This window comes from Cognatilysobacter segetis (assembly GCF_004359965.1).
Taxonomy (GTDB): domain Bacteria; phylum Pseudomonadota; class Gammaproteobacteria; order Xanthomonadales; family Xanthomonadaceae; genus Cognatilysobacter; species Cognatilysobacter segetis.
Genome location: NZ_SMRQ01000055.1, coordinates 1 through 11,621, shown reverse-complemented (window position 1 = coordinate 11,621; position 11,621 = coordinate 1). Strand labels below are relative to the sequence as shown.

The following is an 11,621-nucleotide window of genomic DNA, read 5'->3' as shown; positions in this document are numbered from 1 at the left end:
TTACGGGAGACGCGAGTCCGCGAGCACGGGTGCCGTCGCCGGCACGGCGATCGTGCGCGGCGGTGCGGCCGGCTTGGCCGCATCGTGCGATGCCGGTGCGGCGTTCGTCGTTGCCTTGCTGGCGGCCGCCTGGGCCTGCGCCGCGCGCGTCAGCTCGCGGATCACGTCGCCGAACGGGCTGTGCGACTTGCGCGGGCTGGCCGGCGCGGCCGCCGGGTCGGCCTTCGCGGTCACGGCCTGCGCGTGCACGCATGCGGGCGCGAGGGCCAGCAGGGCGGCGGTGAACAGGATGCGATGCATGGCGGACCTCGGTGCGGCATTTACGGTGGCGCGAGGTTAGTGACGCGCAGCGACGCACACCGTGAAAACCATTGGCCGGACGCTCGATGCGCGCCGACCGTAAAGGCACGGCTCATCGACGTCGTCGTCGCGTGAGCCGCTGTTCATGTGCGCCCGCAACGAAAAAGCCCGGCATTCGCCGGGCTTTCCGTATCACCACACCTTCACCCGCTTGTCGGGCGCGAGGTACATCGCCTGTTCGGGCTTCACCGCGAACGCGTCGTACCAGGCGTCGATGTTGCGCACCGTCATCGCGCGATAGCGGCCCGGCGAATGCACGTCGGTGAGCACCGCGTTGCGCATCGCTGCGTCACGGTACTTGCCGCGCCAGGCCTGCGCGAAGCCGAGGAAGAAGCGCTGCTCGGGCGTGAAGCCCTCGAGCGTCTGCGCCGGCTTGCCCTGCTGCGACAGGCGATACGCATCGAGCGCCGTCGCCAGCCCGGCCACGTCGGCGATGTTCTCGCCGAGGTTGAGCTTGCCGTTGATCGACAGGTCCGGGAACGGCTTGTACGCGCTGAACTGTGCCGCGAGCGCCTGGCCGGCCGCATCGAACTTGGTGAAGTCCGCCGGCGTCCACCAGTTGTGCAGGCGGCCGGTCTGGTCGAACAGCGCGCCGGTGTTGTCGAACGAGTGGCTGATCTCGTGGCCGATCACCGAGCCGATGGCGCCGTAGTTCACCGCGTCGTCGGCGTTCGGGTCGAAGAACGGCGGCTGCAGGATCGCCGCCGGGAAGATCAGGCGATTCTCGAGCGGGATGTTCACCGCGTTGATCGTCTGCGGCGTCATGTACCACTCGTCGTGCGTGACCTTCGCGCCGAGCTTGGCGAGCTCGCGCTTGTAGTCGAACGCTTCCGCGCGCTGCGCGTTGCCGAGCGCGTCGTCGGGCTTGACCTCGAGCGCGCCGTAGTCGCGCCAGGTGTCCGGGTATGCGACCGCCACCTGCAGGCTGTCGATCTTCGCCTTCGCCGCCGCCTTGGTCTCCGGGCTCATCCACGCCAGCGCGTCGATGCGCTTGCCGAACGCGGCGACGATGTTCTTCACCATCGTCTCGGCGCGTTCCTTCGTCTTGGGGTCGACGTAGTGCTGCACGTACGCATGGCCCACCGCTTCGCCGAGCACGTTGCTGGTCATCGACACCGCGCGCTTCCAGCGATCACGCTGCTGCGGCGTGCCGTTGAGCGTGTGGCCGTAGAACGCGAACTGCTCGTCGGCGAAGGCCTTGGGCAGGAACGGCGAGGCGCGGTCGATCGCGTGGAACGCGAGGTAGTCCTTCCAGGTGTCGAGCGGCTGGCCGGCCGCGAGCTTCGAGATGCCGGCCACCGCCGACGGCTGCCAGACGATGAAGTCCTTCTGGCCGGAAAGGCCCGCGGCCTGCATGAAGGTCGGCCAGTCGAGGCCCGGCGCCTTCTTCGCGAAGTCGGCCTGCGTCCACGGGTTGTTGCCGCGCTGGACGTCGTTGGTCTGCTCCTGCGTGGCGTGCACGCGCGCGATCTCGGTCTCCAGCGCGACGATGCGCTGCGCCTTGGCGGCGGCGTCGGCGATGCCCGCGAGCTCGAGCACCTTCTGCACGTGCGCCTGGTAGGCCTGCTTCACCTCGGCGCTGCGGCCGCCTTCGAGGTAGAAGCTGCGATCGGGCAGGCCGAGGCCGCCCTGCACGAAGTAGGGCACGTTGCGCGACGGGTCGTTGACGTCCTGGTTGATCCAGACGCCGAACGGGCGGTCGGTGAAGTAGTCGGTGTTGTTGAGCAGGTCGACGTCGGCGCGCAGCTGCGACCCGAATTCCTTCGCGAGCGCCTTGGTGTCGGCGATGGCGGCGATCGCGTCCAGCTGCGGCTTCAGTGGCGCGATGCCCTTGGCCTCGATGCCGGCCTCGTCCATGAACGCGGTGTAGTAGTCGCCGACCTTGCGCATGTCGCCGCTGGCGGCCTTGTCCTTGGCGGCGCCCTCGACGAGGTCGCGCACCTGCTTTTCGGTATCGAGCGAGATGCGGGTGAAGCTGTTGAAGCTGGAGCGGTCGGCCGGGATCTCGGTCGACTTCATCCAGCCGCCGTTGGCGTACATGTAGAAGTCGTCGCCCGGTGCGACCGAGCGGTCCATGCCGGCCGTATCGAAGCCGAAGGTGCCGAGCACGGGCTTGTCGCTGGCCGCGGGCGCGGGCTTGGCGGCGGTGGCCTGCGGCGCCTGCGACGGCGGGGCGTTGCAGGCGCCGAGCCCGGTGACGAGCACGGTGGAGACGGTGATCGACAGCAGGCGACGGGACGTCGGAGTCATGGCGGTTCCGGTGGAAGGGGACCGCCGGAGCGTACCGCTTCACCGCCGCTCGCCGCACCGGGCGCAGGTCATGCGCCGCGGGGCGTTCAGCGCTCGCTGATGATGAAGCTGCCGAAGGAGACGCCGAGCTCCACGCCGTGGCCCTTGCCGGTCAGCGCCAACGAGACGGGGCCCTTGGTAACGACCTGCGCCTTGGCCGCCTTGCCGGCCGCGGCATTGGCCTCGCCCGTCGCGTAGCCGCCTAGCGCGTCGCGGATGTTCGACAGGCCGGCGAACTTGCCGATGCCGTCGCGGATCTCGGACTTGCCGAAGGTGATGCCGCCGCCCTTGGCGTCGATCTTCACCTTCATCGACTGGCCGTTGGTGCAGCGGATCGTGCCGCTGCCCGTGGAATGCTTGTAGAACGCACTCCAGCCGCTCATCGAGTAATGCAGCGTGCAGGAGAGTTCGCGCGCGTGCGCCGGCAGGGCGGCGGCGAAGGCAAGGGCGGCGATCAGGGGCAGCGTGCGAAGGGTCATGGCGGTGCGCATGGCGACGGGCCCGCAGTATCGCGCGCCGTCGCGGGCGCCGATGCTGCACTGCACGACGCGACGGACGTCCCACCGTTGCATCCGGCACACGCAATGCTGCTCGCGCAGCCCGTAGGATCGGCCGGTTGCCCATCAACCGGATTCCACTGCATGCCCCGTCCCGCCCGTCGACTGCTTCCGCTGCTCTGTGCGCTCGCCCTCGCGCCCGCCTTCGCCTTCGCCCAGGACATTCCGCTGACCAGCGCGCAGGTGCCGTTGCCGGTGGACGCGCCCTTCGCCGGCACGGTGCGCATCGATGTCGACGCCACGGACCTCGCACGCCGCATCGTGCGCATCCGCGAGGAGATCCCCGCGAAAGCCGGTCGCCTCACGCTGCTCTATCCGCAGTGGCTGCCGGGCAACCACGGGCCGTCCGGCCCGCTCGACAAGGTCGCGGGCATCGCCTTCAAGGCCAACGGCAAGCCGCTGATCTGGACGCGCGACCCGCTCAACGTCTACGCCTTCCATCTCGACGTGCCGGAGGGCGCATCGAGCGTCGTCGCCGAATACCAGTTCCTGACGCCGACCGACCCGGCCCAGGGCCGCGTCGTCATGACGCCGAACCTGCTGAACCTGCAGTGGAACGCGCTGGTGCTGTACCCGGCGGGCCATTACGCGAGCCGCATCGATACCGCGGCGTCGGTGAAGTACCCGGCCGGCTTCAGCGCCGCCACCGCACTCGACGTCGAGCGCAAGGACGGCGACACCGTCGTCTACCGCAACGTGCCGCTCGACATCCTCGTCGACTCGCCGATCTACGCGGGCCGCTACGGCAAGGTCATCGACCTCGCGCCGGGCGCCAAGGTGCCGGTGCGCCTGAACGTGTTCGCCGATGCACCGAAGTTCCTCGAGGCGAAACCCGAGCAGATCGCCGCGCATCGCCGCATGGTCGAGCAGGCGCTCAAGCTCTACGGCGCGCAGCACTACGACCACTACGACTTCCTGTTCTCGCTGTCGAACCAGCTGGCCGGCAACGGCCTCGAGCACCAGCGCTCCAGCGAGAACGGCGAGGACCCGGGCTACTTCGCCGAGTACGACCCGAAGGCCGGCTTCAGCGACCTGCTCGCGCACGAGTACACGCATTCCTGGGACGGCAAGTACCGCCGCCCGAAGGACCTGTGGACGCCGAACTACAACGTGCCGATGGGCGACACCCTGCTGTGGGTCTACGAAGGCCAGACGCAGTACTGGGGCAACGTGCTGACCGGCCGTTCCGGCATGCGCAGCAAGCAGGCGTCGTTCGACGCGCTGGCGCTGACCGCCGCGACCTACGCCGAGAACCGCCCGGGCCTGGCCTGGCGCGCGGTGCAGGACACCACGCTCGACCCGATCATCGCGGCGCGGCGTCCCAAGTCCTACCGCAACTACCAGCTCTCGGAGGACTACTACTCCGCCGGCCAGATGATCTGGCTCGAGGCCGACGCACGCATCCGCGCGAAGACCGGCGGGAGGAAGTCGCTCGACGACTTCGCGCGCGCGTTCTTCGGCGTCAACGACGGCGAGTGGAAGGTGCAGAACACCTACACCTTCGAGGACGTGGTGCGCACGCTCGACGGTGTCGTCAAGGACGACTGGACCACGTTCCTGCGCGACCGCCTCGACGGCCGCGTGCCGCTCACCGGCGGCCTGGAAGCGGCCGGCTGGAAGCTCGTGTTCAAGGACGAGCCCAACGACATCGCCAAGTCGTATGCCAAGAGCGGCGGCGCCGACTTCACCTATTCGCTCGGCCTGTCGGTCGGCAAGGACGGCAAGGTCGGCGACGTGCGCTGGGACAGCCCGGCGTTCAACGCCGGCGTCGGCACGGGCATGACGCTGGTGGCGGTGAACGATCGCGAGTACAGCAAGGACGCGCTGTCGGACGCCGTGAAGGAAGCCAAGGGCGGCAACGCGCCGATCCGCCTGCTGGTGAAGACGTTCGACCAGTACCGCACGATCCCGGTCGACTACCACGGCGGCCTGCGCTATCCGCACCTCGAGCGCATCGCCGGCAAGCCCGACCTGCTGACCTCGATCTACGCGCCCAAGCGCTGACGTCCGGGCGGCCGGCTACCGGCCGGCCGCCCTCCGGCATCGCCGCGGGTTCACGCGGCGTGGCGAGACTGCAGGCGTCCCCGCACGGCGCGCCTGCATGTCCCGCGAACCCGAACACGCCGCCGGCGAGGCCGCGTCGCACCTCACGAAGAACGAGGAGCGCGACGTCGAGCAGAAGCAGTCGCCGACCGTGCACGTCCTGCACGAGACCATCCGGCGCGAAGGCGACCGCGAGCTGGAACGCACCGCCTCCGCCCTGCTGTGGTCGGCGATCGCCGCCGGCCTCTCGATGGGCTTCTCGCTGCTGACGCCGGCGCTCATGCACGCACGCATCGGCGAGACGCCGGCGACCGCGGTCATGGCGGCGCTCGGCTATGCGGTCGGCTTCCTGCTGGTGATCCTCGGCAAGCAACAGCTGTTCACCGAGAACACGCTCACCGCCGTGCTGCCGGTGATGACGCACCCGTCGATCCGCGCGTTCGGGCGGCTGCTGCGGCTGTGGGGCCTGGTGTTCCTCGGCAACATGATCGGCGTCGCGCTGTTCACGTGGGCGATCGTGCAGCTCGACATCACCGACATCGACACGCAGGCCGCCATGCTGCGGATGGGCACCAAGCTCATGGACCTGTCGGTCGGGCAGGTATTCGCGCGCGGGATATTCGCCGGCTGGCTGATCGCGATCCTGGTCTGGCTGCTGCCCTCGGCCGAGCACTCGAAAGTGGTGCTGATCGCGGTGGTCACCGGGCTGATCGGCTTCGCCGAGCTCACGCACATCATCGCGGGCTCGGCCGAGGTGCTCTACCTGGTGTTCAACCACGTCACGCCGCTCGGCGACGTCGTGGCGCGGTTCATGCTGCCGGCGCTGGCGGGCAACCTCGTCGGCGGCAGCCTGATCTTCGCGCTGATCAGCCACGCGCAGGTGCGCAGCGACGCGCGCTGAGATTCAGGTCGCGAACAACTGACCGTCGATGTCGGCAAACGCCTTGAATTCCAGCGCATTGCCGGACGGATCCAGCAGGAACAGCGTGGCCTGCTCGCCGGGCTGCCCCGCGAACCGGACGTGCGGCTCGATCACGAAGTCGACGCCCGCCGCGCGCAGGCGGTCGGCCAGTGCATGCCAGTCGGGCAGTTCCAGCACCACGCCGAAGTGCGGCACCGGCACGTCGTGGCCGTCGACCGGGTTGTCGCCGGCGACGCGCGGGGCGAGCCCGTCCACGCGATGGACCACGAGCTGGTGGCCGTAGAGGTCGAAATCGACCCAGCGCTCCGCGCTGCGGCCCTCCGGGCAGCCCAGCAGCCCGCCGTAGAACGCGCGGGCGGCGTCGATGTCGTGCACCGGGATCGCGAGATGGAACGGCGTGAGCCGGCGCACGTCAGGCGCTCCGCGCGCGCAGGGCGTCCTTCGCCGCGCCCAGCGCCGCGTCGGCGCGCAGGTAGACGTGCTCGGGCGACTCCGACGGCGACGCGGCCTGCGCCACGCCGTGCAGCACGCGCGTGCCGAGTTCGCGCTCGATCGCGTCGAAGCGCGCACGCAGGGCCGCGATCGCCGCCTCCGGCGTAGCGCCATGGAGCAGGGCGATGAATTCGCCGCTCCCGGTGACGCGGTCGATGCTGTCGCCCGGCGTGAGCACGGAGGCGAGCACGCGATCGGCTTCCTGCAGCGTGCGTTCGACCACGCGCTCGCCCTGTTGCCCGGCCAGGCGCGCATGCTCCTGCAGCTGGAAGATCGCGATCGAATAAGGGCGCAGCAGCGCGTCCGACGCGCCGGCCGCCGCGGCCACGCGCGCCGCGGGTTCGAGCCGCACGGCGCGCTCGAGTTGGCGCTCGCGACGCGTGCCCTCCATGAGGTTCATCGTCAGCCGCGCCAGGGATTCCAATGCCGTGCGCTGGCCCGCGTCGAGCTCGCGCGGCTCGTGGTCGATCACGCAAACCGCGCCGATCGCCGCGCCGCCGGGCGTCACCAGCGGCATGCCGGCATAGAACCGGATGCCGAGGTCGCCGGTGACGAGCGGGTTGTGCGCGAAGCGCGCGTCCGCGGCCGCGTCGCGCACTTCCATCAGGCGGTCGGGCTGGCGGATGGCGTGGTCGCAGAAGGCGATGTCACGCGGCATCGCCTCGGTGTCCAGGCCCTGCCGCGCCTTGAACCACTGGCGGTCGCGGTCGATCAGCGACACCAGCGCGATCGGCGCGTCGCAGAGCATCGAGGCGAGCCGGGCGATGTCGTCATAGGCCGCATCGGGCAGGCTGTCGACGATGCGGTAGAGGTCGAGTTCGCGCTGGCGTTGGCGTTCGTCGGACATGGGGAAGGGCAGCGGTGGGGTCGGGGCAGTGTCGCAACGCGACGTGCGCGGTCGCAAACGGCACGCTCGCATGGATGAACGGACGCCCGGGCGCGCCGGTGGGATTCACGCCTCGCCGACCGGCCGTCGCAACGATGGAAGACCCCGAATCCGGTGCCCGCCCGACATGCCTGCCATCCGCCCGCTCGCGTCCGCCCTCGCTCTTTCGCTGCTCGCCGCCTGCACGCAGGGGCCTTCGCCGTCCACCGAGCAGGCGCCGGCCGCACCGGCCGCGGCGCCGTCGGGCCCGGCCACGGTCGCGGCGAACCCGCCCGGCATGCAGGACGGGCAGCCGGGCGCGCCGGGCAACGTGATGCCGGCCGCACCCGGCACCGAGGGCGCCGCCACTGCACCCGCCGCCGTGGTGGCCGCGGCCGCCGATGCCACGCTCGCCAAGGACGATCCGCTGCGCGCGCAGGTGCTGCTGGAGCGCGCGTTCTTCTCGCCGGGCGAGATCGACGGCGCGAAGGGCAGCAACATGGCGCGCGCCGTGAAGGCCTACCAGGCGGCGCACGACCTCAAGGGACGTGGCACGCTCGACACCGCGACCTGGGACCTGCTCAACAAGGACACCGCCCCGGTGCTGATCGAGTACACGCTCACCGCCGAGGACGTCGCGGGCCCGTTCGCGAAGACGCCGGCCAAGCCCGCCGACATGGCCAAGCTGGACGCGCTGCCCTACGAATCCGCGCTGGAAAAGGTGGCCGAGAAGTTCCACATGGCGCCGTCGCTGTTGAAGAAGCTCAACCCCGAGGTCGACTTCGCCAGCACCGACGACGCAACCGGGACGGGCGACGGCAAGGACGCCGCGAAGGGCGCTGACGCCGCGAAGAAGACGGAGGCCTCGACATCGACCAGCACGTCGGCGCCCGCCACCGGCACGCTCGCGGGCACCAAGATCACCGTGATCAACGTGACCGCGGGCGAGCAGTTCCCCACGCCGGCGAAGATCGTCGTCGACAAGTCGGACTCCGCGCTGCTGCTCGTCGACGCGAGCGACAAGACGCTCGGCGTATTCCCGGTGACCACCGGCAGCAAGCAGTTCCCGCTGCCGATCGGCGACTGGAAGGTCACCACCGTGCAGCAGGACCCGGTCTGGCACTTCGACCCGAAGCTGATCGCCGGCAGCAAGAAGACCGACAAGGAAGCGGACGTGCCGGCCGGCCCGAACAACCCCGTGGGCGTGGTCTGGGTCGGCCTGACCAAGGAGCACTACGGCATCCACGGTACGCCGCATCCCGAGCGCATCGGCAAGACCGAGTCGAACGGCTGCATCCGCATGACCAACTGGAGCGTGGAGTCGCTGGCGAAGGTCGCCACGCCGGGCATGCAGGTCACGCTGCGCGAGTGACGCCGGACGCGGGTCGGCGCGCGCCGGCGCGCGCTTCAGATGCGCGCGTAGTCCGACTTCGTGCCGCGCACGACGATCTCGCGTGCGCCCACCTCGATCACCGCGTCCCACGGTACGACCAACGCATCGCGCTCGCGCCAGCCCAGCCGTTCGAACAGTCCCAGGCGCCCGCAGAGCAGGGCGTCGACGGTGCGGAACGTGTACGTCGGCTGGGTCTCCGCAGCGCCGTGGCTGCGCAGCTCGAAGACGTGGCCGAGGCGGCTGCCGTCCTCGGCCCGCACGCGGATGTCCTCGAGGTGCGTGAGGCGGTCGAATCGGAACGTCGCGTCGCTCATGCGGCGCCCCGCTCGCTGCCGGGAATCTTCCCGAGCTTCAGGCCGAGCTTGCGGTCCATCGTCGCCAGCCCGTAGTTGCCGCGGCGGCACTGCAGGCGGATGTGCTCGCCCACCGAAGACACTTCCGACCACGGCACGCGCACGCAGCGACGCCCCAACAGCCGCGGCAGCAGGCGCGCGAACAGCGCCGGCATGCGCGGGACCCACGCGCCGGGACCGATCAGCAGCGCGGTGATGCGCAGCGGCTCGCCCACGCCGCCTTCGACCTCGATGTCGTCGACCATGCCGCACATCCAGTCGTCGGCGTCGATCACCGCGTGGTCGAGCACCTGCCGGAACACGTCGATGTAGGGCTCGCGCCCGAGTCCGTGCCTCATCCCTGGCCTCCATGGGTCAGCACCAGCAGCGGAATGGCGGCGACCGCCGCGATGCACACGATCACGAAGTACAGCCAGCCCAGCGTGTTGGACAGCCAGCCGTTGCGGTGGATGCCCATGGTGTCGGGATCGCGCGAGATCGCCATGAGCGGGAAATAGGTAAGCGGTAGGATCACCACCGAGAACACGATCGAGTACTCGACGACCTTGATCGGGTCGACGCCCGTCAGCACGACTAGCGTGGCGAGCGCGAGCACGATCAGCCAGCTCAGCGCGAAGCGCGGCGCGTCGCGCGCGGTGCGGTACTTGCCCCACGTCCAGCCGAAGAACTGCGCGATGTTGTAGGCCGAGGACATCGCCGTCTCGATGCCGGCGCCCGCAAATGCGAAGAACATGCCGCCGATCGCCAGCCACAGGCCCGCGCGCCCGAGCACGCTGGCGGCGCCGAGCGCGGCGGTGCCCGGCAGCGCGGGCTCGACCTGCAGCGGGCCGAAGTAAAGCTTGCCGATGATCAGCAGCGACGCCGCGAGCGCACCGCCGAGCGTGAACCCGACCAGCACGATCGCGCGGTTGAGCGGGATGTAGCGCGGGCTCCAGTGGTCCTCGACCACGCCCGACGCGTAGAAATACGTCTCGTACGGCAGCATCACCGAGCTCAGCAGCGACACCGCGTAGTACGCGTAGAGCAGCTTCTGGTCGGACGGCAGCGACGCGGGCATGCGCGGCACCAGTCCCTGCGCCACCGCGCTCCAGTCCGGATGCATCTTCCAGGCGACCACCAGGAACACCGCCATCATCAGGCCGAGCAGCCCGAACACGCGCTCGAGGGTCTGGAACCTGAGGAACCAGATCACCAGCGCGAGGAACGCGAAGGCGAGCAGCAGCAGCGGCCGGTAGGGCCAGCCCGACAGCAGGTTCCACACCAGCGCGATCGCGCCGATCTCCGCGGCGGTGGTGAGCAGGCAGACCAGCGTCGCCGACACCAGCGTGAGCATGCCGAGCCGGATGCCCGCGCGCTCGCGGATCACGTTGAAGACGCCTTGGCCGCGCACCGCGGCGATGCGGCCCGCGATCTCGCCGTAGACCATGATGCCGACGGTGCCCAGCGCCACCACCCACAGCAGCGAGTAGTCGAACTTGCTGCCCGCGTTGAGCATGAAGGTGAGCTCGCCGATCTCGACGAAGCCGCCCATCGCGGTGAGGATGCCGAGGAACAGCTCGAGGAACATCGCCATCGCTCAGCGCCCCTGCCCGATGCGCGTCTCGAGCGCATCGAGCGCGCGGGCAAGCACCTCGAAGTCGCCCCCGACCGCGTGGCCATCGCGCGCGAGCGCGTCCGTCCGGGCCTGCAGTGCATCCGCGAGCGCGAGCGCACGCCGTCGCCCCGGTTCGAGCGGCGCGACGGCGGGTTTGCCGGCGAGCCCGGCACGCACGCGTTCGACGTCATGCGCGAGCTGCGCCGCGTGGCGGCGCACGAACGCGGGGGCCAGGCGGCCGGCCCGCGCCTCGCGCTCGAGCAGCCCGGCCTCGGCGGCCTGCGAGCGCAGCTCGCCGACCGGGATGGCCAGCGTGGCGGCGTCGAACGGGCGTTGCAGCCGCACGCCCAGCACGACCGCCAGCGCGGCCGTCGCCACCGCGAGGCCGAAGCCCTGGAGCCGGGCGGCACGGCGCGATTTGGGCTGCACGGGCGTCACCTCCGGCGGTGACCGTAGGCAAGCGGCAGTGAAGGGGCGGTCACCTGCGCCACGGCCATTCAGCGCGCACGGCCGAGCGCCTAGACTGTCGGTCCCGCGGATCCGGTCGACGTCATGCGCACTTCGCTTTCCCTGCTGTTCCTCGCCGCCGCGCTCGCCGGCTGCCACCGCGACGCCATGCGCGCCGACGGCCCGGCCGCGCGACCGGTCGCCGCCGCCGTCGCCGCGGACGACAACCTCAACGCAGTGCTCTGGATGCAGAACGCGGCCGAGTACCGCGCGAATTCGCTGCAGACCTACCGCGCCGCGACGCGC

At 70.4% G+C, this 11,621-nt stretch carries 12 protein-coding genes and 1 pseudogene; 4 read left to right on the top strand and 9 right to left on the bottom strand.

The window, feature by feature from the left end:
- The 3 genes from E4F61_RS11500 to E4F61_RS11490 form a co-directional block, all read right to left on the bottom strand.
- Window positions 1-300: a hypothetical protein gene (locus tag E4F61_RS11500; protein WP_133478925.1), complete on the bottom strand. Its 300-nt coding sequence runs from the start codon at window positions 298-300 to the stop codon at window positions 1-3.
- Between the two features lie 192 nt (window positions 301-492).
- The gene (locus tag E4F61_RS11495) at window positions 493-2,610 is read right to left on the bottom strand and encodes a M13 family metallopeptidase (protein ID WP_133479803.1); all 2,118 of its coding nucleotides are present in this window, start codon (window positions 2,608-2,610) and stop codon (window positions 493-495) included.
- Window positions 2,611-2,696: 86 nt separating this feature from the next.
- A complete protein-coding gene (locus E4F61_RS11490) occupies window positions 2,697-3,140 on the bottom strand; it encodes a hypothetical protein (RefSeq protein WP_238382901.1) in 444 nt (147 codons plus the stop codon).
- Between the two features lie 150 nt (window positions 3,141-3,290).
- Between E4F61_RS11490 and E4F61_RS11485 the strand changes: the two genes are divergently transcribed.
- Entirely contained in the window at window positions 3,291-5,210 is a 1,920-nt protein-coding gene (locus E4F61_RS11485) for a M61 family metallopeptidase (RefSeq protein ID WP_133479801.1), read from the top strand.
- Between the two features lie 97 nt (window positions 5,211-5,307).
- Window positions 5,308-6,150 carry a formate/nitrite transporter family protein gene (locus tag E4F61_RS11480; protein ID WP_133479800.1) on the top strand — a complete coding sequence of 281 codons (843 nt, stop codon included), beginning with the start codon at window positions 5,308-5,310 and terminating at the stop codon, window positions 6,148-6,150.
- Window positions 6,151-6,153: 3 nt separating this feature from the next.
- Here the strand turns inward: E4F61_RS11480 and E4F61_RS11475 are convergent, their stop codons facing one another.
- Both E4F61_RS11475 and E4F61_RS11470 read right to left on the bottom strand, forming a co-directional pair.
- Window positions 6,154-6,582 (bottom strand): VOC family protein, encoded by a 429-nt coding sequence (locus E4F61_RS11475; RefSeq protein WP_133479799.1) that lies wholly within the window; start codon window positions 6,580-6,582, stop codon window positions 6,154-6,156.
- 1 nt (window position 6,583) lies between these two features.
- Window positions 6,584-7,510 (bottom strand): GAF domain-containing protein, encoded by a 927-nt coding sequence (locus E4F61_RS11470; protein ID WP_238382900.1) that lies wholly within the window; start codon window positions 7,508-7,510, stop codon window positions 6,584-6,586.
- A 166-nt stretch (window positions 7,511-7,676) separates the two neighbouring features.
- On the opposite strand from E4F61_RS11470, the gene E4F61_RS11460 reads away from it, so the two are divergent.
- Window positions 7,677-8,900: a L,D-transpeptidase family protein gene (locus E4F61_RS11460; RefSeq protein ID WP_162301481.1), complete on the top strand. Its 1,224-nt coding sequence runs from the start codon at window positions 7,677-7,679 to the stop codon at window positions 8,898-8,900.
- Window positions 8,901-8,935: 35 nt separating this feature from the next.
- Here E4F61_RS11460 and E4F61_RS11455 read toward each other — a convergent pair whose 3' ends face one another.
- Genes E4F61_RS11455 through E4F61_RS11440 form a run of 4 tightly spaced genes read right to left on the bottom strand, consistent with a single transcriptional unit; the run spans window position 8,936 to window position 11,297 of the window.
- The gene (locus E4F61_RS11455; protein ID WP_133479796.1) at window positions 8,936-9,235 is read right to left on the bottom strand and encodes a hypothetical protein; all 300 of its coding nucleotides are present in this window, start codon (window positions 9,233-9,235) and stop codon (window positions 8,936-8,938) included.
- Window positions 9,232-9,612 carry a hypothetical protein gene (locus tag E4F61_RS11450; RefSeq protein WP_133479795.1) on the bottom strand — a complete coding sequence of 127 codons (381 nt, stop codon included), beginning with the start codon at window positions 9,610-9,612 and terminating at the stop codon, window positions 9,232-9,234. Before E4F61_RS11450 ends, E4F61_RS11455 begins: the two co-directional genes overlap by 4 nt.
- Window positions 9,609-10,847 carry an NRAMP family divalent metal transporter gene (locus E4F61_RS11445; protein ID WP_133479794.1) on the bottom strand — a complete coding sequence of 413 codons (1,239 nt, stop codon included), beginning with the start codon at window positions 10,845-10,847 and terminating at the stop codon, window positions 9,609-9,611. Before E4F61_RS11445 ends, E4F61_RS11450 begins: the two co-directional genes overlap by 4 nt.
- A gap of 3 nt (window positions 10,848-10,850) precedes the next feature.
- A complete protein-coding gene (locus E4F61_RS11440) occupies window positions 10,851-11,297 on the bottom strand; it encodes a hypothetical protein (protein ID WP_133479715.1) in 447 nt (148 codons plus the stop codon).
- A gap of 123 nt (window positions 11,298-11,420) precedes the next feature.
- On the opposite strand from E4F61_RS11440, the pseudogene E4F61_RS11435 reads away from it, so the two are divergent.
- Window positions 11,421-11,621 (top strand): annotated as a pseudogene (locus E4F61_RS11435) (5'-nucleotidase, lipoprotein e(P4) family); the annotation flags it as partial.

Bases quoted from the DNA above. Each gene is read 5' to 3' on its own strand.
- E4F61_RS11500 (WP_133478925.1), bottom strand. From the start codon at position 300: ATGCATCGCATCCTGTTCACCGCCGCCCTGCTGGCCCTCGCGCCCGCA.
- E4F61_RS11495 (WP_133479803.1), bottom strand. From the start codon at position 2,610: ATGACTCCGACGTCCCGTCGCCTGCTGTCGATCACCGTCTCCACCGTG.
- E4F61_RS11490 (WP_238382901.1), bottom strand. From the start codon at position 3,140: ATGCGCACCGCCATGACCCTTCGCACGCTGCCCCTGATCGCCGCCCTT.
- E4F61_RS11485 (WP_133479801.1), top strand. From the start codon at position 3,291: ATGCCCCGTCCCGCCCGTCGACTGCTTCCGCTGCTCTGTGCGCTCGCC.
- E4F61_RS11480 (WP_133479800.1), top strand. From the start codon at position 5,308: ATGTCCCGCGAACCCGAACACGCCGCCGGCGAGGCCGCGTCGCACCTC.
- E4F61_RS11470 (WP_238382900.1), bottom strand. From the start codon at position 7,510: ATGTCCGACGAACGCCAACGCCAGCGCGAACTCGACCTCTACCGCATC.
- E4F61_RS11460 (WP_162301481.1), top strand. From the start codon at position 7,677: ATGCCTGCCATCCGCCCGCTCGCGTCCGCCCTCGCTCTTTCGCTGCTC.
- E4F61_RS11455 (WP_133479796.1), bottom strand. From the start codon at position 9,235: ATGAGCGACGCGACGTTCCGATTCGACCGCCTCACGCACCTCGAGGAC.
- E4F61_RS11450 (WP_133479795.1), bottom strand. From the start codon at position 9,612: ATGAGGCACGGACTCGGGCGCGAGCCCTACATCGACGTGTTCCGGCAG.
- E4F61_RS11445 (WP_133479794.1), bottom strand. From the start codon at position 10,847: ATGGCGATGTTCCTCGAGCTGTTCCTCGGCATCCTCACCGCGATGGGC.